The sequence below is a fragment of the Streptomyces sp. NPDC046900 genome, from assembly GCF_040644975.1.
In the GTDB taxonomy this organism is placed as follows: Bacteria; Actinomycetota; Actinomycetes; order Streptomycetales; family Streptomycetaceae; genus Streptomyces.
The window spans coordinates 16,175-37,100 of the sequence record NZ_JBEYXD010000011.1 but is presented as its reverse complement, the minus strand read 5'-3'; the positions used below and the strand labels follow the sequence as shown (position 1 = coordinate 37,100).

General features: G+C 70.3%; 16 protein-coding genes, 1 tRNA gene and 2 pseudogenes. 13 read left to right on the top strand and 6 right to left on the bottom strand.

Translation table 11 applies throughout. The features are described from left to right. The first annotated feature begins 117 nt into the window (after positions 1–117). From tmk to ABZ904_RS13735, 4 genes are all read left to right on the top strand, one after another. The gene (gene tmk, locus ABZ904_RS13750; protein ID WP_359407713.1) at positions 118–3,348 is read left to right on the top strand and encodes a dTMP kinase; all 3,231 of its coding nucleotides are present in this window, start codon (positions 118–120) and stop codon (positions 3,346–3,348) included. A 205-nt stretch (positions 3,349–3,553) separates the two neighbouring features. Further along, positions 3,554–4,756, top strand: a complete 1,203-nt coding sequence (locus ABZ904_RS13745; RefSeq protein ID WP_361823160.1) for a DNA polymerase III subunit delta' — start codon at positions 3,554–3,556, stop codon at positions 4,754–4,756. A 91-nt stretch (positions 4,757–4,847) separates the two neighbouring features. Then, complete coding sequence (locus ABZ904_RS13740; RefSeq protein WP_361823157.1) at positions 4,848–6,473, top strand: alpha/beta hydrolase; 1,626 nt, start codon at positions 4,848–4,850, stop codon at positions 6,471–6,473. 108 nt (positions 6,474–6,581) lie between these two features. Then, positions 6,582–6,655: transfer RNA gene (locus ABZ904_RS13735), tRNA-Thr, on the top strand. A gap of 154 nt (positions 6,656–6,809) precedes the next feature. Here the strand turns inward: ABZ904_RS13735 and ABZ904_RS13730 are convergent. Both ABZ904_RS13730 and ABZ904_RS13725 read right to left on the bottom strand, forming a co-directional pair. Beyond that, positions 6,810–7,031 (bottom strand): hypothetical protein, encoded by a 222-nt coding sequence (locus ABZ904_RS13730; protein WP_360996245.1) that lies wholly within the window; start codon positions 7,029–7,031, stop codon positions 6,810–6,812. Positions 7,032–7,064: 33 nt separating this feature from the next. After that, positions 7,065–7,262: pseudogene (locus ABZ904_RS13725) on the bottom strand (hypothetical protein); the annotation flags it as partial. 943 nt (positions 7,263–8,205) lie between these two features. Here ABZ904_RS13725 and ABZ904_RS13720 point away from each other — a divergent pair. Beyond that, a complete protein-coding gene (locus tag ABZ904_RS13720; protein ID WP_361823154.1) occupies positions 8,206–8,580 on the top strand; it encodes a hypothetical protein in 375 nt (124 codons plus the stop codon). Between the two features lie 69 nt (positions 8,581–8,649). Beyond that, a complete protein-coding gene (locus ABZ904_RS13715) occupies positions 8,650–9,117 on the top strand; it encodes a hypothetical protein (RefSeq protein ID WP_360996032.1) in 468 nt (155 codons plus the stop codon). A 74-nt stretch (positions 9,118–9,191) separates the two neighbouring features. Here ABZ904_RS13715 and ABZ904_RS13710 read toward each other — a convergent pair whose 3' ends face one another. Then, a complete protein-coding gene (locus ABZ904_RS13710; RefSeq protein ID WP_360996029.1) occupies positions 9,192–9,947 on the bottom strand; it encodes a hypothetical protein in 756 nt (251 codons plus the stop codon). 594 nt (positions 9,948–10,541) lie between these two features. Here ABZ904_RS13710 and ABZ904_RS13705 point away from each other — a divergent pair. Next, a pseudogene (locus ABZ904_RS13705) lies at positions 10,542–11,009 on the top strand (CRISPR-associated endonuclease Cas3''); the annotation flags it as partial. A 291-nt stretch (positions 11,010–11,300) separates the two neighbouring features. On the opposite strand, the gene ABZ904_RS13700 reads toward ABZ904_RS13705, so the two are convergent. Continuing rightward, positions 11,301–12,290, bottom strand: coding sequence for a hypothetical protein (locus tag ABZ904_RS13700; RefSeq protein WP_360996026.1), 990 nt, complete (start codon positions 12,288–12,290; stop codon positions 11,301–11,303). Between the two features lie 81 nt (positions 12,291–12,371). Between ABZ904_RS13700 and ABZ904_RS13695 the strand changes: the two genes are divergently transcribed. The 4 genes from ABZ904_RS13695 to ABZ904_RS13680 all read left to right on the top strand — a co-directional run bounded on the left by ABZ904_RS13695 (position 12,372) and on the right by ABZ904_RS13680 (position 15,307). After that, positions 12,372–12,683 (top strand): helix-turn-helix transcriptional regulator, encoded by a 312-nt coding sequence (locus ABZ904_RS13695; RefSeq protein WP_359407738.1) that lies wholly within the window; start codon positions 12,372–12,374, stop codon positions 12,681–12,683. After that, on the top strand, positions 12,680–13,444 hold the full coding sequence (locus ABZ904_RS13690; protein WP_359407741.1) for a hypothetical protein: 765 nt from the start codon (positions 12,680–12,682) through the stop codon (positions 13,442–13,444). The genes ABZ904_RS13695 and ABZ904_RS13690 overlap by 4 nt, the downstream gene beginning before the upstream one ends. A 238-nt stretch (positions 13,445–13,682) precedes the next feature. After that, positions 13,683–14,705: a hypothetical protein gene (locus ABZ904_RS13685; protein WP_361823148.1), complete on the top strand. Its 1,023-nt coding sequence runs from the start codon at positions 13,683–13,685 to the stop codon at positions 14,703–14,705. A gap of 362 nt (positions 14,706–15,067) precedes the next feature. Continuing rightward, positions 15,068–15,307: a hypothetical protein gene (locus tag ABZ904_RS13680; RefSeq protein ID WP_359407747.1), complete on the top strand. Its 240-nt coding sequence runs from the start codon at positions 15,068–15,070 to the stop codon at positions 15,305–15,307. Between the two features lies 1 nt (position 15,308). Here ABZ904_RS13680 and ABZ904_RS13675 read toward each other — a convergent pair whose 3' ends face one another. Continuing rightward, complete coding sequence (locus ABZ904_RS13675; protein ID WP_359407750.1) at positions 15,309–15,485, bottom strand: hypothetical protein; 177 nt, start codon at positions 15,483–15,485, stop codon at positions 15,309–15,311. Positions 15,486–15,988: 503 nt separating this feature from the next. Here ABZ904_RS13675 and ABZ904_RS13670 point away from each other — a divergent pair. Both ABZ904_RS13670 and ABZ904_RS13665 read left to right on the top strand, forming a co-directional pair. After that, positions 15,989–18,856, top strand: coding sequence for a fibronectin type III domain-containing protein (locus ABZ904_RS13670; RefSeq protein ID WP_359407753.1), 2,868 nt, complete (start codon positions 15,989–15,991; stop codon positions 18,854–18,856). Between the two features lie 363 nt (positions 18,857–19,219). Then, positions 19,220–19,423 (top strand): cold-shock protein, encoded by a 204-nt coding sequence (locus ABZ904_RS13665; protein WP_055489114.1) that lies wholly within the window; start codon positions 19,220–19,222, stop codon positions 19,421–19,423. A gap of 714 nt (positions 19,424–20,137) precedes the next feature. Here the strand turns inward: ABZ904_RS13665 and ABZ904_RS13660 are convergent. Beyond that, a complete protein-coding gene (locus ABZ904_RS13660; protein ID WP_360996013.1) occupies positions 20,138–20,923 on the bottom strand; it encodes a GvpL/GvpF family gas vesicle protein in 786 nt (261 codons plus the stop codon). Positions 20,924–20,926 lie beyond the last annotated feature (3 nt).

Below are 20,926 nucleotides of genomic sequence, written 5' to 3'. Positions count from 1 at the left end.
GCGAGTTCTTCACAACCCGTTCGCGAAACGCGCGCCCCGGCATCATTTTGGTGTCGGGGCGTGCGCACGTTCGGGCGGCGGCCCCGGGCTGTCGGCGGCTGCCGATAGGCTGAACGCATGACGCGAGCCGAGCAGCCAACGGCCCAGAATCCGGCCCCCGACGACGCCCTGGTCGCAGATTCCCGAGAGCGCGCCGTCCGCGCCCTGCTGCGCCGGCCGCAGCTGAAGCGGTTGTGGAGCGCCCAGCTCGTGGGCGGCATCGGAGACTCCCTCGCCCTGCTCGTCCTGGTCGCGCTCGCCCTCCAGGCGGCCATCGCCCAGGGTTCCTTCGGCGGCGGTTACCGCGGCGTGGCGTTCGCGATCGCGACTGTCTTCGGCGCGCGGATCCTCGCGGTCCTGCTGTTCGGAGCCGTCCTGCTGGGTCCGCTCAACGCGCTGACCTCCAAGGAAGGGCCACTCGACCGTCGCTGGAGCATGATCGGCGCGGACGGGCTGCGGGCCGCCCTGCTGATCGTCGCCCCCCTGTGGATCGAGTGGACGCCGGACACCGCGCTCGCGCTCGTGCTCGTCACCGCGTTCGTGACCGGTGTGGCGGAGCGTCTGTGGGCGGTGTGCCGCGAGAGCGCGGCCCCCGCCCTGCTGCCCGCGCCGCCCCTGGAGGGCGCGACGGTGCGGCCGCTGCCGGACCACATGGACGCGCTGCGGCGCCTGACGTTGCGTACCGGATTCATGGCGGTCCCGCTGGCCGCCGCCGGGCTCGCCGTCGTGTCGCTGCTGAACAACCTGCTGGGCACGGGCGTCGCCTGGTTCGACCAGCACCAGGTGGCCCTGGCCTCGTACGTGGCCGCCGGGCTGTTCGCCGCCTCGCTGTCGGTGATCACCTCCCTCGAACTGCCCGCCACCCGCACCCCCCGGGCGCGGTCCCCGCTGGAGGGGCTGCGCCGCCCCAGGACGGGTACGGGCGTCGACAAGGGCCGTACGGGCGCGATCCCGCTGCTGGTGCCGGCCTGCGCGGCCGTCGCGGGGGCGGTCTCGGCCTCCGTCGCCGTCGCCGTGCTGCAGGCCAAGGACCTGGGCGGCGGCCCGGTGCTCTACGGCCTGCTGGTCCTCGCGGTGACCGGCGGCACCGGCGTGGGCATCCGTACGGCGCCCCGGATGCTGCCGTCGCTGTCCCGGCGCCGGCTGCTCGCGCTGGCGATCGCCTTCACCGGCGTCGCGCTGCTCGCCGCCGGGCTCGTCCCGGACGTCACCACCGTGCTGCTCGTCCTGGCTCTCGCGGGCATCGGTGCCGGTGTCGCGGCCAACACCGGGCACACGCTGCTCGACCAGGAGGCCGAGGACCACCGGCGGGTGCGCACGACCGAGCATCTGCACGCGGTCGTCCGGGTCTTCATCGCCGTGGGTGCGCTGGTGGCCCCGGTGGTCGCCGGAGGCATCGGGCCGCACCGGCTGGACAACGGCAAGTTCGTGTTCGCGCACGGGGGCGCTGCTTTCACGCTGATGCTGGTCGGCGCGTTGCTGCTGCCCGTGGCGGCGCTCGTCCTCGCGAAGGCCGACGACCGTTCCGGCGTGCCGCTGCGGCACGACCTGCGCGATGCGCTGCGCGGCGGCGACGAACCCGTGGAAGTGCCCGCGGTGAGCGGATTCTTCATCGTCCTGGAGGGCGGCGACGGCGCCGGGAAGTCCACCCAGGCGGAGGCGCTCGCCGAGTGGATCCGCGCCAAGGGGCACGAGGTCGTGCTGACCCGCGAGCCGGGTGCGACGCCGGTCGGCAAGAGGCTGCGGTCGATCCTGCTGGACGTCTCGAGCGCCGGGCTGTCGCACCGCGCGGAGGCACTGCTGTACGCGGCGGATCGCGCGGAGCACGTGGACACGGTCGTACGGCCGGCCCTGGAGCGGGGCGCGGTCGTGATCTCGGACCGCTACATCGACTCCTCCGTCGCCTACCAGGGAGCCGGGCGCGACCTGTCCCCGACGGAGATCGCCCGCATCAATCGGTGGGCGACCAATGGCCTCGTGCCGCATCTGACGGTTCTGCTCGACGTGGCACCGGAGACGGCGCGCGAGCGGTTCACCGAAGCACCGGACCGGCTGGAGTCGGAGCCGGCCGAGTTCCACGCGCGCGTGCGGTCCGGTTTCCTCACGCTGGCCGCCGCCGATCCCGGGCGCTATCTCGTCGTCGACGCCGCACAGGAGCCCGAGGCGGTCACGACCGTGATCCGGCACCGGCTCGACCAGATGCTTCCGCTCTCCGAGGCCGAGGTGAAGGCCCAGGAGGAGGCACGCAGGAAGGCCGAGGAGGAGGCTCGGCGCAAGGCCGAGGAGGAGGCCGCGCGCAAGGCCGAGGAGGAGCGGCTGGAGCGAGAGCGCCAGGAGCAGCTCGCCAGGTTGCGGGCCGAGGAGGAGGAGCGCGAACGGCGCGAGCTCGAGGAGGCTCAGCGCCGCGAGGCCGAGCGCCAGGCGGAGGAGGCCCGGCAGAGGGCCGAGGAAGCCCGTCGGCGTGCCGAGGAGGAGCAGGCACGGCTGCTCGCGGAGGAGCAGGCGCGGGCGGCCGAGGAGGCGCGCAGGAAGGCCGAGGAGGAACGGCGCCGCAAGCAGGCCGAGGAGGAGGCCCGGCTGCGGGCCGAGGCCGAGGCGCGCCGGATAGAGAAGCAGCGGAAGGCCGAGGAGGCGCTGCTGCGGGCCGAGGAGGCGCGCCGGGCCGCGGCCGAGGCGGCGGCGTCGGCCGCGGTGGCGGCCTCGGACACGGCGGGTCCCGGCGCCACGGTGTCCGGTTCCGGTGCGGCGAGCGGTGCTTCCGCGTCCGCTGCCGGTGACGCGGGGGGCGCTGCCCCGAAGAGCTCCTCGCCGGACAACGAGATCACCGTCCCCACCCCGTTCGTGACGCCGACGAACGCGTCGGGCGGTCCGGTGGACGAGACCGCCGTCCTGCCTCAGGTTCGCGGGCGGGAGACCGAGGCGGAGACCACGGCGAAGCTGCCGAAGCCGCCCGAGCCGAAGGGCGCGGCCGACGAGACGGCGGTGCTCCCGCCGGTGGTGCCGGGTGCCGCCGACGAGACGGCCGTGCTGCCTGCGGTACGGGACGGCGGTGCCGGTGCTCCCGAGGACCGGGTGCCGCCGGGCTTCTTCCGCGACGAGCGCCCCGCGGCGCGTCCCGACGGAGCCGAGGAGCGCACGCGCGAGCTGCCGCAGCTGGACGCCGAGGGCCGCCCCCAGCGCCGGTCTCGCCCGGAGTGGGCGGAGGAGACCTCGCTGGACGACCTCCCGAGCCTGGCGGACGAGCTGCTCGGTCCCCGGGACGAGGAGGAGCGGGACGACGACGGCCCGCGGCGCGGTCGGCGCCGCTGAGCCCGGCGCGACACGGGTCGCGGCTTGAGCCGGGCACGTGGCGCGGTGCGGCGCTGAGCCGGTCGCGCCCTGGGGTGCCTCGTGGCCACAAGGGGTGCCTCGCGTGGCGGAGGGGCCCGGGGCCGTGCGGGTGCCTCGTTCGTTGTCAGTGGTCACCCGCACAATGGATCGCGTTGGGCGGAGTGCGACGGAAGGGCGGTGTCCCATGACCGTGTGGGACGACCTGGTGGGACAGGAGAAGGTGAGCGAGCAGCTCGGCGCGGCTGCCCGTGACGCCGACGCCCTGGTCACCGCTGCCGCCGACGGAGCCCCGCCGCCCGAGGCGTCCAAGATGACGCACGCGTGGCTGTTCACGGGACCGCCCGGTGCGGGGCATACGCAGGTGGCGCGGGCCTTCGCGGCCGCGTTGCAGTGCGTGAGCCCCGACCGCGCGCTCGGCGGCGCCCCGGGCTGCGGCTTCTGCGACGGCTGCCACACCGCTCTGGTCGGTACGCACGCGGACGTGTCCACGGTCGCCGCCGTGGGCACCCAGATCCTCGTCGCCGACATGCGCGACACGGTCCGCAAGTCGTTCACCGCGCCGGCGAACGGCCGCTGGCAGGTGATCCTCGTCGAGGACGCCGAGCGGCTGAACGAGAGATCGGCCAACGCGGTCCTGAAGGCCGTGGAGGAGCCCGCTCCCCGTACGGTCTGGCTGCTGTGCGCCCCGTCCCTGGAAGACGTCCTGCCGACGATCCGCTCCCGCTGCCGCCACCTGAGCCTGCGCACGCCCTCGGCTGACGCGGTGGCGGACATGCTCGTCCGGCGCGACGGCATCGAGCCGGACATCGCCCTCGCCGCCGCCCGCGCCACGCAGGGGCACGTCGAGCGCGCCCGCAGGCTGGCCACGGACGAGGGCGCCCGTGCCCGCCGCGCCGCCGTACTGAAGCTTCCGTTCAGGACGGACGACATCGGTGACTGCCTCAGGGCGGCCCAGGAGCTGGTCGACGCGGCCACGGAGGACTCCAAACAGCTCGCGGAGGAGGTCGACGCCAAGGAGACCGAGGAGCTGAAGGTGGCGCTCGGCGCGGTGCAGGGCGGCCGGATGCCGCGCGGCACCGCGGGCGTGATGAAGGAGCTGGAGGAGCGGCAGAAGCGCAGGAGGACGCGTACCCAGCGGGACAGCCTGGACCAGGCGCTCTCCGACCTCACGGGTTTCTACCGTGACGTCCTCGCCCTGCAGCTCGGCTCCCGCCTCGCCCTGGCCACCGCGGACACGGAGGTGCTGGAGCGCCTGGCCCGCGGCGGCACGCCCGAGTCCACGCTCCGCCGTATCGAGGCGATCGCCGCGTGCCGGGACGCCCTGGACCGCAATGTGGCCCCCCTGCTGGCGGTCGAAGCGATGACCATGGCCCTGCGGGCAGGCTGATACCGCCTGCGGGGGATTGACTTCGTCACTCGTACGAAGTGCCTTGGCCACCTGTCGTGATCAATCCATTGCGCAGGGTTACGCTCACCAGATGCACATCAGGCGCATTCCTGGACCATCTCGCCGTCCCCGCCGGACCCGCTCTCTCCCTTCCGCCCGCCCGCATCAGGTGAGGCGGGCGGGCGGCACGCTGCTGGCCGCCGCCGCGCTGTTCATGTCGGCCTGCTCAGCTGGGAGTTTGACATCCGCGACGGTGGATGTGGCGCTGCCCGCGCTGCCCCGGTCCACACCGTCGGCGCTGTCTCCCTACTACGCGCAGAGGCTGAACTGGCGCTCCTGTGGAGCCTCCGGCTTCGAGTGCGCCACGATGAAGGTGCCGCTCGACTACGACAAGCCGCTCTCCGGCGACGTCAGTCTGGCCGTCTCCCGCAAGAGGGCCACGGGCAGTCTGGGCCAGTCCCTCGGCTCGCTGCTGGTGAACCCGGGTGGCCCGGGCGGGTCGGCCATCGGCTATCTACAGCAGTACGCGGCCGTCAGCTACCCGGCGGAGGTCCGCGCCCGCTACGACATGGTCGCCGTCGACCCGCGCGGCGTGGGGCGCAGCGATCCGGTCGAATGCCTGGGCGGCCGCGCGATGGACGCGTTCACACAGACCGACATGACTCCCGACGACCAGCGGGAGACGAACCAGCTGGTCGACGCGTACCGGCAGTTCGCCGAGGGCTGCGGGCAGCGGTCGGGGGACCTGCTCCGCCATGTCTCCACGGTGGAGGCCGCCCGGGACATGGACGTCCTGCGCGCGGTGCTGGGCGACCGGAGGCTGAACTTCGTGGGGGCCTCGTACGGGACGTTCCTCGGGGCGACGTACGCGGGGCTGTACCCGGAGCGCGTGGGCCGGATGGTGCTGGACGGGGCGATGGACCCCTCCCTGTCCGCCCGCCAACTGAACGAGGACCAGACCGCGGGCTTCGACACGGCGTTCCGGTCCTTCGCGAAGGACTGCGTCAAGCACGCGGACTGCCCGCTGGGCGGCCCGGGCACGACACCGGCGAAGGTCGGCGAGAACCTCGAGGCCTTCTTCACGAAGCTGGACGCGTCCCCCATCCCGGCCGGCGACGCGGACGGACGCAAGCTCGGCGAGGCCCTGGCCACCAGCGGGGTGATCGCCGCGATGTACGACCAGGCGACCTGGCCGCAGCTGCGGGAGGCGCTGACCTCGGCGATGAAGAGCAACGACGGCGCGGGACTGCTCGTCCTGTCGGACACCTACTACGAGCGGGACGCGAACGGCAGGTACTCCAACCTGATGTTCGCGAACGCGGCCGTGAACTGCCTGGATCTGCCTTCGGCGTTCTCGAGTCCCGAGGATGTGGAGAAGGCGCTCCCGGAGTTCCAGAAGGCGTCACCGGTGTTCGGAAAGGGGCTGGCCTGGTCGGCACTGAACTGCGCCTACTGGCCCGTCAGGGCGACGGGTCAGGCGCACCGGATCCAAGCGAAGGGAGCGCCGCCGATCGTGGTGGTGGGCACGACCCGGGACCCGGCGACTCCGTACCGCTGGGCGCAGTCCCTCGCCGCCCAGCTCGCCTCCGGCAGGCTGCTCACCTTCGACGGCGACGGCCACACCGCCTACGGCCGGGGCAGCAAGTGCGTCGAGGGGGCGGTCGACACCTATCTGCTCCAGGGCATGCCTCCGGCGAAGGGGAAGCGCTGCTCGTAGCCGCCCTGGCGCCCCCGGAGCCGACGCCTCCGGGGGCCTGGTCGGAGCGCCCCGGGAAACTGTGTAGACTTACCGACGTTGCTGATCGCACCATAGTGCGGGCAGCGTGCCGCTTTAGCTCAGATGGCCAGAGCAACGCACTCGTAATGCGTAGGTCTCGGGTTCGAATCCCGAAAGCGGCTCATCCACAAAGGCCCAGGTCACCTACTCTGACCTGGGCCTTTACTGTTTCCTTGATCGGCTCGCGGTCCAGCCCACTGCCCTGTGAGATCCGGAAAGCGGCCCGATGGGGCCAAGATGGGGCCCGCGCGGGGCCCAGTGGGGCCCCGCGGCCTGTCAGGCCACCCGCCTGCGCTGTCTCTTCGCCCTCTTCACGGCCGCCTTCCCTGGCTGCGCGGGCTGCACCTGGTAGCTGTCGGTTGTTTCCACCGCGGCCTCCCCGAGTGTCACCTTCGCCGCCTCCTCCGCCTTCCGGTAGGCGGTGATGAGGTCCAGGGAGGCCGAGGCGGTCGCGGCGTGCATCTCGGGCAGGACGGTCTGGTAGGTGTCGGTCGTCATCCGCATCAAGGCGTGCCCGAGCATCGCCTGTACGGCCTTCGGGGCGACGCCTGCGGCCAGTGCCAGGCTTGCCGCCTCGTGGCGGCCGTCGTGGAGCCGGATCGGCGGCAGCCCGGACAGTTCCACCAGCCGGTCCCAGCGGTCGGTGAAGGACTGCGGGTGGTACGTCGTACCGTCCTCCCTGGTGAAGAGCCGGTTGCGGACTCTGCGGGCACCACGGCCGACGCCCACTCCTCGCGTTCGGCGGCCTGCTTCTTGCGCCACGCCTTCAGCAGCATCACCGAGTCCCGGTTCAGCTTGATGTCGCGGACGCTGTCGGCCTTCGGGTCGTCCTCGTGGACCTCGTAGGAGATCGACACCAGCTGCTCACTGATGTGGATGATCTCCTCGGCCAGGTCCACCTCGTCCCAGGCGAGGGCGGCCAGCTCGCCGCGGCGCAGGCCGTGGAAGAGGACCAGGTGCCAGGCGGGGAAGTGGCGGTCGTCGACGATGAAGTCGAGGAACTCGGCCGTCTGCTGCAGCGTCCACACCATCACCGGGGACGGCTTCTCCCCGGTGCGTTTCCAGCGGGCCACGCGCGGCGGGGTCCAGGCGAAGGCGCGCGGCTTGGTCACCTTGGGCAGGGTCACCAGCGCGGCGTAGTTCTTGGCGATCAGCTCCTCTTTCACCGCGTCGCTGAGCGCCGAGGACAGGGTGGCTTTGATGCTGACCATGGTGGCCGGGCCGGTGGCCCGCTGCAGCTGCTTGCGCTCGGCGAGGTACTGGTCGCGGGCCTGCGTCCACGCCGCCCGCCGGCGCGCCCGTTCCTTCTTCTCCTCGGGTGTGCCGGTGGGTGCCTCGCGCCAGGCGGCGGACGCCTTGTCGGCGGCCTGCTGCAGCTGCTCGACGGTGGCCCGGTGCTCCAGACGGCGCTCGTTGTCGGAGATGATCCAGTCGAACATACCCTGGGCGTGGCGGGCGCGCAGGTCGCGCATCTTCAGCGCGCCCAGGTGCGGCACCAGGTACAGCTCCATGTCGCGCTCGTACTCGTGGGCGGTGGTCCGCTTCAGCTATCGGTGTAGGCGCCCGGGCCGCCCTGCGCACATACAGGAGCGGGCCCAGCACTGGGGAACTGGCCTGCTCCTGCACGTGGAGCCCGTGTACCACCATCGCCCAGGTCCGCAGCCACCTGATCGTGGCCCAGGGCCGACTGCGGGAACAGCGCCAGGCTGGCCCGCAATCGCCCGCCATCGCGCCCGACACCGGTGCCAAGCCCGACCCCTCACGTAGCGAGCACCAGTCGGCCGAAGCGATGACGGCCCTGCTCGTCGCCCTCGGCGTCCGCGCCCAAACCATCAACACCGGCGGCAACTGCTGGGCCTCCTCCATCACCCTCACCGAGTCCGCCCGCATGGAACTCACCGACTTCCCCGGCGAGATGTGGTCCTGGGCCCTCTACCAGCACGGCGGCGACCAGGTCATGAGCGGCCACTGGGACAGCGCCGACGACAACACCGTGGCCACCAAAAACAAAGCCCTCATCGACGCCATGGGCTCGCTCATCGCCTGACCAACACCCGACCACCCACACGGCCCGGCCAACCGGCCGGGCCGCCCCCATCCGGAAGGAAGAAAACCCGTGACCCGCGACAAACTGGGCCCCGTCACCGCCCTGGAGCACAACGCAGGCCGGTACGTCGCCTACAGCGGCGAGCACACCACCGCCTACGGCAACCGCACCGCTCCCACCGGCGAGTTCTTCTACTACTCCCTCGCCCTGCACCTCGACCCCGAGCAGGCAGCCGTCGCCATCGCCGACCTGCCCGTGGCCCTCATCCTCACCGGCGACATGGAACACGGCCTATGGCCCCTCACCACCGACGCCAACTGCTGGCACATCACTGAAACCTTCTGCCGGCTCCGCATCCTTCCGCCCGCCACCGAGCTGCACCCCAACCCGGTCATCGCCCCCGCCGACTTCACACCGGCCCGCAAGCGGTACCTCCTCGACGCCCTCCTCCTGTCCCGCCGCAACGACGTCGCCGGTGCCCAGCAGTACATCGCCGATATGGAGGCCATCCGCGCCGACCTCACCGACGACCACTGACCGCCAATGCCTCTCAGGGTCGGTGGGATGTCCGGACCGGTGGTGCGGCCGCGCACCACCGGACCGGTCCCGAGTCAGCCGGTGGCTGCCGCCTTCAGCTTCTCGACCTGCTTGGCCATCAGCAGCTGCGGAACCGCAGGCACCTTGGCGGCCTTGAAGTCGAAGCTCGCAAAGACGGCCATGGACGAGCCGATACGGATGTCGACCAGGCGTATCGTCAGGGCGTGGCCCTGGACGTCGCCCGTCGCGTCCAGGGTGACGGCGTCGTCGCCCAGCGCGGGACCCGGCTGGACGGCGAGCCGCACCCGGGTGAGGCTCCCGTCGTCCGGGCTCTTGCTCTTGTAGGTGGGGCAGGACTTCACAGCCACCTTGAGGGCGGTCATGGCCTTCTCGGCGTCGCCCGCCGGGTAAGAGACGAGGCGGCTGAAGATCATCGCTGATGCCTTCGCAGGCTGCGGATAGTCCTGGTCCACCGCGGCGGACGGCCTGATGACCGCGTCGTTGGCCGCGATGTCGGCGATGGGCTGGCAGCTGGCGGGCATTGTGGTGTCGGCCTTGCCGAACATGTCCTCACCCTTGTCGGGCTTGGACGCCTTGAAGCCGGCCGGTACCTCCGCACTGGTCAGCAGGGCCTGCTGCAGCGCAGCCTTGGTCAGCGTGTGGTCGACAGGTGACGCAGAAGCCGGCGCCGAGGCTGCGGGGGCCGGAGTGGAGGCGGCGGGGGAGGCAGCAGCACCGCCGGTCGCCGTGCCGCTGCTGGAGCAGCCCGAGACGGCCAGCGCCAGGCCGGCAACCAGCGCGGCACCGGCAAGACGGGTGGTACGGGACATTAACCATCCTCTGTTGTGGGCAAATGAGGGACGGTCAGATTAGTACGCCGTTCAGATGCCCCTGGGAGGGGACCGGTCAGGACCACACGTGCAGCCGTGGAAGTAGGTGCCCCGCTCGCATGACTCCGGCTACGTCGGCCAGCCGAAGATCCGGCCGAGCATCCTTTACGGGCCCTTCGCGGTTGAGGGTGTAGGCGGGCTGCGCACGTGGCTGACGGTCGACGCTCACCCAGCTTTCCTCGTCGCGTTCCTCATCGTCTCTGAGCAGACGACGCGCTCGCTCGGCGATCCCGCTCGTCGCTGTCTGTTGTGGCCGTCGCGGTGTCGGTCGGGGCGATGCTGTCCGTCGGCATCTAGCGCCGCCTACGCGCGTGTCGTCAAACTGGCTCGCCGACGACCGCGTCGAAGCCTGTGTTCAGTTCTCATGCCCACCCTGAAGCCCCGTTGTAATTGGTGACCGCGCCATGGATGGATCTCGATCTCGCGGGGAGGAGCTGCCCGCACGCCTCGTCCCCGCTTCCGCGGGGATAGTGCAGAAAGCAACGCTCCTGCAATCTGTGTCGATGAGGGTGTTCAGTTGCTGTCTGGGGTGGGATGGCGGTTGCGGTGGGGTTTGATAGGGCGGGCTTGGGGGGTCGGCTGGCCGGGCCGACGCGTCGAGTATGGGCGAAGCATGACCGGGCCTCTGATGGGTGGCTGCCGCTGTGGCAGCACATCGACGACAGCGCGGCGGTAGCCGGTTTGTTGTGGGACCGGTGGCTGCCGGCTGCGGCACGGCGCATGGTGGCCGAGCCGTTTGCCGGGGATGAGGCGGACGCGCGACGGCTTGTGGTGTGGCTGGCCGGGATTCATGACGTGGGGAAGGCGACGCCGGCGTTCCCGTGTCAGGTGGATGGGCTGGCGGATGCGATGCGCGTGGCGGGCCTGGAGATGCCCTACCAGAAGCAGATGGGTGCGGATCGCCGTATGGCGCCGCATGGGCTGGCCGGGCAACTTCTCCTGCAGGAGTGGCTGGAGGAGCGTTTCGCTGCGGTGACGTTTTACATCGTCATCGCCGCCGCGTAGGCGCGTCGCAGCAGCTGCGGCCGACGCGGCGGTGGGTACTGCCTCACCCACGGCGCCGGTTCGCAGGCAGGCAGCGTCGCGGACTTCGGGTATCGCAGGCGCACCACGCGGTCAGGCTGCGCCCGCCGGAAGAGCTCGAGGACGGCGGCACAGGACGCCGGGATGATGGTGGCGACCTGGACCACGATGCCCCCCCACCGAAGCGGGCGGGCTCGGCGGGGGCGAACAGATGGGCCCGCGTTTTGCCGGTGCGCAACGGAACGTCGGATGTGGGATGGGCGGCAGCGATCACGCCGAAGCGGCACCGTGGCGATCTCGAGACGAGGCGCCGTGCGCGCGGGCGAGCAGGAGTACCGCCGTGATCATGGACGTGGCCAGACCGGCGCCGAGCGTGAGAGCGACCAGAGCCGGTACGGACGTCAGCGATCCCGTTCCGGAGACGGGCCACAGCGCATCGCGGAACGCGGTCGCCACGCTGACCGCCACGCAGCCGGCGACCACCGACGCCTCGCCGATGCGGCGAAGCCTGGTGCGCGGCGGACGCGCGATGAATCCGGCCACCGCGTTGCTGATCACGCAGAACGCGAGGTTGGAGGTGGCCGCGACGACGAGAAACCAGGCGACGAGCAGCGGATTCGTCCAGCCTTCGCCGATGGCCTGCGCACCCGTTACCACTGCGGCTGCCAGCATGCTCAGCACGACGAACACAGTCATTGCGCGGCGGCGCACCCAGGCCGTGACGTCCGGACCGACCCAGCGCCGCAGCACGGGAACGCGCCGGCAGACGATGACGGCATCGCCGAGCCAGTCGTGCCGCCAACCGCCGGACGACCCGAGCCGGCGGCGCCATCGTACGAGCGATGCCGCTGCCACCACGGTGAGCACGGAGTTGACGACCAGCCCGCCGATCAGTACCGATGCCCATCCCGAGACTGGGAAAGGGCTCCTGGCGACGACCGCAGCCCACTCGGAGGCCAGCGTGAGCCCGGTCAGCGTGAGCATCGCTCCCGCCGCACGCACCGTCTGCTGCGCCCGGTCCGCACCGCACGGCGCCCGCCACGCGAGCAGTCGTAAGGCGATGACCAGCGCGAGCATCGGCACCGTGAACTGAGCCAGGGACACCATCACGTCGTACGGGTCGTCCTGCCACGGGCTCGCCGCCCTGACCGGCTTGTCCTGGGTCTCCAGCACCGTCAACGCTTCGAACACAGCGGCGGCACCGAGGGGCACCCAGACCACGGCCGAGGATACTCGCCCGCTCTCCTCCATGCTTTCCATGAGCCGCCATAGTACGCGCCTCGTACTACGTGACAAGTAGTATCGCGGATCGTAGTATGAGGACGGAAGCCAAGGAGACCCATGCACAGCAACGACGCCCAGATGCTCGTGCTCACCGTCCTCGCGGACCGGCCGCTGCACGGATACGCCATCAACGCCGCGATCGAGGAACTGACCGGCCGCAGGCTCGGCCCCGGCAGCCTCTACGGCGCGCTGTCCCGGCTTGAGGGGCGCGGGCTTATCCAGGCCGCGGGCGAAGAGGGCGATGCCCGGGAACGGCACCGCACCATGCGGATCACCGATGCGGGCCGCGACCAACTGCAAGCCGAACTCCAGCAGATGGCCCGCATCTCCGCCTCCGGCCTGCGCGCACTCGGGATCGCCCCGGCATGAACGCGGCCCCACTCCTGACCCGGCTCTACCCGCCGGCCGTGCGCGAGCGATGGGGCGAGGACATCAGTAACGCGGTGTCCGCCTGCGGAATTCGCTCCTGGCCCGACACTCTCACCGGCGCCGCCCGGCTCTGGCTCCACCCAGCAGACTGGCCCGAGACATTCACCGGCCAGACCCGCCGGGTGCTGACCGTCGCCCTGTTCGCGCTCACCGCGGCCACCGGGCTGCTGCTGCGCTCTGCCGAGCCCTCCACAACCTTCACCGCCGACATCCGTCACCCCGCGACCAGCCTCTGGCTGATCCCGCTCTTGCTGGGCGTCGTCCTCGCGGCACCGCTTCCACCACTGAACGGACGGGCACTTCGCAGCATGACCGCCACTGCGGTCCGCACCCTGGCCGCCCCAACCGCCGCGGTCGTGGTCCTGTGCCTGGCGGCATGGAGTGGCATGGCCGAACATCTCACCGGCTTCGCCGACATCGTCGTCGTCATTTACTACTGGCTCACGCTCGGATTCGTCGCACTCCGCCTGTGCGTCCTCGTCGCCCGCATTGCCCAGGCCGCCGCCCTGCCGACCGCACGCCGGCTGTCCGCGGCCCTTCTGTGCATCGGGACCGGACTGGCCGTCGCAACGGGCCAGAACCTCCTCGCCGCCATCGAGACCGCTCCTCGCCCGGCCTCCCTCGCCGAGACGCTGGCACTGGGTTTTCTGACCGCCACGGCCATCAGCGTCGGTCACGACCTTCGACGGAAGAGGGCATAGGCCTCACCAGAAGCCCCAGGGTCGGACCTGTCGTCGCATCGCCAAGATCGCAGATGCAGGTCGGCTCGCCGGGCCAGTGGCCACGGCTGAGAAGGCCTTCAGCATCCTGGAAAGAGAAGCGACCGCAGCCCGCATACTCGTTCCAGTACTCGAACTTCCCGGACTACCCGAAGCTCTCGGTGTGGCCGGACGCGTACTACATCACCTCGACGTCACGTCCTCGGGCAATGCCGTGGTGATGAGCCGTTCGACCGACGGCGGCGCCACCTGGTCCGCGCCCGCCTCGCCCTCCGGGACCCCCACCGGCCTGGGCGGCCAGCCCCTGGTCCAGCCCAACGGCACGGTCGTCGTCCCCTACTCCGCCAACGGCAGCGCCGTGCGCGCCTTCAACTCGACCAACGGCGGCTCCAGCTGGTCCTCCAGCACACTGGTCGCCAACGTCTCCAGCCACGGTGTGACCGGCAACCTGCGCGACGGAGAGGGCCTGCCGTCCGCCGAGATCGACGGATCCGGCAAGCTCTACGTCGCCTGGCAGGACTGCCGCTTCCGCTCCGGCTGCCCAGCCAACGACATGGTGTACGCCACCTCCACCAACGGCACCAGCTGGTCGGCCGTAACCCGGGTGCCGATCGGCGCCACCACCAGCGGCGTGGACCACTTCATCCCCGGTATCGGCGTCGACCCCACTACCTCCCGCAGCACAGCGAAGATCGGCCTGTACTACTACTTCTACCCGACCGCGAACTGTTCAGCTTCCACCTGCCAGTTGGAGGTCGGCTACGTCTCATCTGCCAATGGCGGTAGCACCTGGAGCAGCCCGACCACCATCGCCGGCCCCATGTCCCTGTCCCAGATCGCCAGCAGTACTCAGGGGAGCAGTCGGCGACTACATCTCCACCTCCGTCGTCGGCGGCAAGCCGGTCTCCGTCTTCGCCGTCGGAAGGCTCCGACCAACGGGCAGGCCTTTGACGAGGCGCTCTACACGGCTGGCCCGCTCTCTGCCACCGGCGGCAGCCTGGCCTCCACCACCCACGGCGCGGCCACCGTTTCCGCACCGCACGGGTCCGTAACCGGGCCCCTGCCCGACCCGCCGCTGAGGCTCCGACTCCACCACGTGAGGTGCGTTCCGGCATCCCCCGGAACGCACCTCACGCCTGATTGGGGCATGGGATCCTGGCCGGGCTGGAACCCCAGGAACCGAGCCACCGGCCAGGACGTCACAGTGGCGTGCGGAGGCGTAAGGGGGCAGTTGTGGCGATGAAGTACGGCAGACGCGGCCGCGGACATGGGACGACCTGGCCTTGGTTCGGGGCTGTCCTGGTTGCTGTTTCGTGTCTCCTGACCGCCTGCGGAGGCAGCGGCAGCGGCTCACAGGCCGACTCGGCACCGCCGAGCCCATCCGCCGATCCCCTCAGCGCGACGCCGTCGGAGCCTGGCCCCAGCGCGCCGCCACTCCCGAGCTCACCCTCCGCGACACCACCGGCAAGGCCATCGTCGACCCCGGCAGAAACCCCGACGGGGCCCGGAAGAGCACCCAGCACTGCCCCCGCGTCACCCAGCTGCATCGCAGGCTCTGCCATCGTCACCCACGGCCCTGGGGACGCCTCCACCCACACCCTGTGCATGCGCCCCGGCGCGACCGTGACCGTGGTCCTGGAGCCCCGCCCCGAGGGCCCCTGGCCCCAGCCGCGCAGCAGCAATCCGATGTTCGCGCTCGTGACCTCAACCAGTACCGACGGCAACGGCGTCACGCGCGTCACCGTGCGGGCCGCGCGTACCGGATCGGTGACGGTGACCTGGGGCCCGCAGAGCGCGCCCGCCTTCATGCTCCGGCTGAACGTTGCGGCGTATCCGGTGCAGTGAGCTACAACGTCAGACGGCCGATGCGCCCCCGAAAGGGGGTTCGCACCGGCCGTCGCCGTATGACGGGCGTCCGTCGTAGCCAGCCGCTACGGCCCTTGAGGCGCGGTACGTCGAAGAACCAGATGCCGCGTCCGTGGGCGGCGTAGAGATTGCCGTCCAGGCCGAGGCGCAGCTGCATCACGCCCGTGGTGGGCAGGCTGTGGCCCAGAACCTGCCACTGGGTGCCACCGGCGGGCCGGTAGAAGGTGGCGAGGTCGGTGCCGAGGGCGACGCCGCCGTTCGGGAGGAGTTTGACCGGTCGGCGAGGACATCTTCGGCCTTGGCTCGCTCGGCATGACCCTCACTGTCCGCGCGACCATCGCGACACGCGAGTAGGAGCAGGCACACGAATTACCTGCTTACCGCAGATGGCCTGGCGAGACATCACCACTCGCTACGACAAGCCCTCCAAAGCTACCTCGTCGGCCTCCACCTTCATGCCTCGATGATCTGGATCAAGGTCCTCACACGGACCACCCCTTGATCACAATCAAATTCGCGCCCTAGTTCCGTACTACTAATTCCGTTCCGTCTTGACGGTCCTCCAGGTCGGGGAGGAGCGTTTTTCGAGGCCACGGCAGCAGTTCCGCCCCAGGCGGGTCTATGGCCCTGCGCTGCCGCTTCACCGTCGGAGGCACGACCATGGCACGGATCCGTCTGACGTTCGAATCCCTGACGCTGTTCCAAGACGAAGAGGCCGGCGACACCCACATGGCGGTGTACGTCACAGTCAAGGACACGGCCGGCAATCAACTGGCTGCGTTCCGCTGGAACAACCAGTCCCAGAAGGTCGACGAGGTCCGCAGTTACAGCCTGCAGGTCGACACGACGAATTCACCGGTGGTCGACTTCGAGCTGGACTCGGTCGCCACGATCACCGTCAACGGCTACACGGACGACGCCAATCCGTGGCCCGACGCAGGCGGACACGAGAACTTCCTCGGCACCGCGGATGCGCTGATCGACCCGCGCGATCCCAGCACGCTGGGACGTCTCCTGCTGGGCCCGACCACCACCGACCAGGGCAACACCGGCTACGACATGACGGTGCAGGCCCGCGTGGTGGAGCCATCACAACGCGCCCAGATACGCCTGACCTTCAAGGATTTGCTCCTGCTGGAGGACGAGGAGGCCGGCGACACGCATGTGGCCGTCTACATCCGCGCCTTCGCCCCGGCGCAGGGCGGTGTGGAGGCCATCGACGAGGAGTTGCTGCGCTGGAACAACGGTGGCGCCAAGGTCGACGAGGTGCACAGCTATCCGATGAGCACCGGTGCCGTCACCCCGGTCGTGGACCTGACCGTGGGTGGGCCTACCCAGATCGCCGTGCTGGGCTACGCCGCCGACGACAATGACTGGCCCGACAACGCCACCCACGAGAACGTGCTCGGTGGCGCCGTGGCGGTCATCGATCCCGCCGATCCGCTCACCCTGGGCAACCGGCAGTTGGGCCCCACGGAGACCGACAACGGCAACGCCGGCTTCCTGATCACCATGACCAGCGAGGTCCTGCCGTTCGACGCCACCCCGGACCTGGAGATCACCGGTCTGGAAGTCACCCAGGCCATCCAGCACTTCCACTCCACGCTCGGCGCCGACAACTCCCTGCCCCTGGTCGCGGGAAAAGCGACTCTCGTGCGGGCCTACCTCGACTCAGGAATCGACCCCAGCGAGGGCGGCGGCACCGTCGACGGAGTGACCGGCACCCTGACCGTCAACGGCGGCGCCTTCAGCACCGGGCCCACCGACCCCTTCACGGCCCGCCCGATCGCCCAGGTCGACCGCAGCAACATCGCCCACACCCTCAACTTCCTCATCCCGGCCGACAAAGCAACCGGGACAGTCACACTGATGGCACAGGCCACCGTGGCGGGCACGGTCAGCAACCCCATGGAGATCACGGTCGAGTTCCACCCGTCCCCGGTGATCGACATCCTCGAGGTGCGGGTCCAGGTCGGATCGATCGCACCACCGTCGGACGCCGACTACATCAGGACCGGCAATACCCTCCCGCTGCGCTACTACCCGATCGCCGACGACCCCGCCACCAGCATCCGGTACTGGATCCTGCCCGGACAGGAGGTCATCACCTGCAACCGCGATCTGACCAGTCATGACGGCCACCATGAGTTCCTCGAGGACCTGGAGGACATCCAGGAAGAGGCCCCCGACTCCCACTTCATGTACGCGATGGTGGCCAACACCGTGGACTTGGACGGCATTGAAGGCATTTCCCACCCGCCCGATCACGTCGCCTTCGGACTGACGGGCGTGGCCGTCTTCGCCCATGAGCTGGCCCACCTGTGGGGCCTCCTCCACGCACCGTGCGGCACCGCCGATTCCGTCGACGACCACTTCGTGCCCACGGACGGCACACTTGGCGACGTCGGAGTCGACCCGCACCTCATGTTTCCCTGGCCGGCCTCCACCTTCGACCTCATGGGTGAGTGCGGCCCGCCCGAGTTCAGGTGGATCAGCGGCTACCACTGGACCAAACTGTGGCTGCAGCTGAACCACCCCATTTTCCCCCTGGCCGCCGACACCGCCGACGAGGCCGCCTCGCCCCCCTCCGCGATGCCGACCCACTCCATCGCCGCCAGTCGGCCCTTCCCCGGCCCCTACGTGCGCATCCGCGGACGCCTCTCCCGCTCCGGCAGCGTGCGCTTCAGCCCCGCCGTGCGCACCTTCACCGCCCCACCACCCCAGCAGCTGAAAGCGACGGACGCGGCTGCCGCCCCGGCCTACACGGTCTCGCTGGAGGACCATGCCGGGCACGTCCTGGCCACCGTTCCGACCGACCCCGTCTTCTGGTCAGCCGAGTTCGACAGCGCCCTCTTCAGCGCCCGTCTCCCCTACCAGGCGCGGACCCACCGCATCGTCCTGCGCCGCGACGGCACCGAACTCGGCGCCCTTGTCGTCCCGCCGAACCCGCCCCACTTCGTTCTCACCCACGGCGACGCGCTGCACGAGATCGACACCGAAGGCGTACTCCACCTGCGCTGGCGGCCCGTCGGCGACGGGCCAGGCACTTCACCGGCCACCTACTACGTCCGCTTCACCAATGCGGCCGGCACCATCGCCCAATGGGTAGGGGTGAACCTCACAGACACCTCCTTCGACCTCGACCTGCGCGGCCTTCCGGGCGACGACCGCTGCCTGGTCCAGGTCATCGCCACCAACGGCTTCCACACCTCGTACGTGCAGACACCGCAGTTCGCCCTCACCAAACGACCCCCGCGCATCCTCCTCGGCACCACCGACGGCCCGCTGCTGTACGCCCAGGGCACCTCCCCGCAGCACGGCGCCCTCACCGGCACCGCCATCACCTGGCTCGTCGACGGCGCACCCACAACCACCGGCGGCGGCTCCCTGGACGTACGCACCCTCACCCGGGGCACCCACACCATCGCCGTCCACGTCACCGACCCCGACGGTCTCAACACCAGCCAGAGCCTCGGCCGTTACGACGGGGCAAGCGGCCTTCGCCTGCCCCCCAGCCCCGTGCTGTGACGGCTCGCCGGTAGTCCCCGTCGCCGTCGTGCTGTCATCTCACGCCCCCTCACCTGGTTGGCGTGAAAAGCCGTCCGCAGCCGCCGCGACGTCAGCCGGTAGCGGACGGCGAGGCAGCCACAGCTCGGCTCCTGACCTGCGCGGCCGCCGTGACCCAGCGTCTCGCTCATGCGATCCCGTTAAGGCCTGTGACGGTGGCTGTGCCCGGTGTAGCGTCGATACCAGTAGTCGTGGTTCCGAAGTCCCGATCGCCCGTGACACATGTCTCGGGCGTTCTCGCTGTTCAGCACTTCTCCGGACCAAGGCGATCACCTCCGGATCCCGCACGGTGCGGGATCTCGAATTTCCTTGAGGGAGACAGGCATGGCCAGCGGTACCGTCAAGTGGTTCAACGGCGAAAAGGGCTTCGGCTTCATCGAGCAGGACGGCGGCGGCCCCGACGTCTTCGCCCACTACTCGAACATCGACGCCTCCGGCTTCCGCTCCCTGGAAGAGGGCCAGCGGGTCACGTTCGATGTCACGCAGGGGCAGAAGGGCCCGCAGGCGGAGCACATCCGCCCCGAGTAACAACGCATAGAGAGACCCCGGTCGGATGGCTACCGGCCGGGGTCGTTTGTTGCCCGGGTGAAAGGGGCTACACCAGTGTGTGTGCCCCATCTTCCAGCCGCACAGGTCAGCGCCGGCGGGGCGCCGGTGCGACCTCCCGGGCGATGACCCATGCCTGGTCCAGGTCATCGCTGCCAACGGCTTCCACACCTCGTACGTGCAGACAGCCGTTCGCCTGACCAAACGCCCCCGCGCATCCTCCTCGGCACACGGCCCGCTGCTGCACACCCAGCCGAGCCGTAGGACCCGGCCGAGCGGCCCAAGCCCGCTGCCAAGCCCGCGCCCGAGTAGAAGCCCGCCTCGAAGGGGACCCGCCGCCCCAAGGCAGCCCCCCAGCTGTTGTCGAGAGCGAGCCCAAGCCGCGTCACGCCCGTAAGCGCACCACTGCCGAGCCCGCCACCTACTGACCCCACCCCCACCCCCGGCCGGCCGCCCCGCCAGGTGGGCGGCCCAACCGCAGCCGGAAGACAGCACCTACTGCATGGCCATTCCGCATCAGGGCGGCCTAGGTTCGAGGGGCTCTCGACGCAGGCGGTGAGCCAGGCTGGTGTGGGCCGCGCAGGCCCGCAGGAGTCGCACAATCGCCGGATCCGCCACCTCACCGGCAACGGTCTCACGCGATTGGATCATGACCTGAGGTAGGCCCTCTGCGCGCGGTCGAGCGAGGGGCGCCTCTCATTCGTTCGGCTGGGCTGCCGCGTTCCTGAACGCTTCCGCGGTAGCGCCTTCGGGCTGCTGGGATGAGGGCTCCACGAAGCTGTATGGCGGCAGCGGGCCGTTGACATGGAGTTCGAGGTGCGGGTGCTTGTGGCGGAATTCGTCGACCGCGGCCAGGAAGTGCTCCGCTGATCGGCGCTCCACCAGGAAGGAGAGGTTGGCCAGCCAGCCGGTGCTGTGCGGTCCGGCGCTGGCTGCCTTGGCAATCGGTGTCAGCGCCTGGTGAAGCAACTCTGCGTCCGTCGCCTCGCGTTCCTGGACGGCGGCGGCGATCATCTCCCCGAGCGAGATCTTCTGCTCCTGCGTGCCGCCGCCGGCCTCGCGGTTCGCTTCCGCGAGGGACCGGATGTCCTCGTGATCGGCCATGATCAGTCGGAGCATGGACTCCTCGTCATGGTTTGCCTTGATGTTGTACTCCGCCGTGCCGTCCAGTGCCTCCAAGCGCTCGAGGAAGTGGTCTGCACGCTCGGCGAGCACCGTGGTCACCGTGTCGTCATCCGGAGAGACGCTGCCGAACCGCATCGGCAACACCACGCCATCCGCTCCGGCTTCGCCCAGCACACGCTGGTGCGCCAGCAGATCACGGCGCTTGGGCCGGAGCTCCTCGGGGGCGTCACCAACGATCGCGGCCAACTCGCCCTGGCGCAGCCGGCGTACCGGCCGCGGCGGGTCTCCGATGCCGTCCAAGTCCTGGCGGAGCGGGGAGTGTGAAGCACGCATGATCCCGTAGACATAGGTGCTCATCTC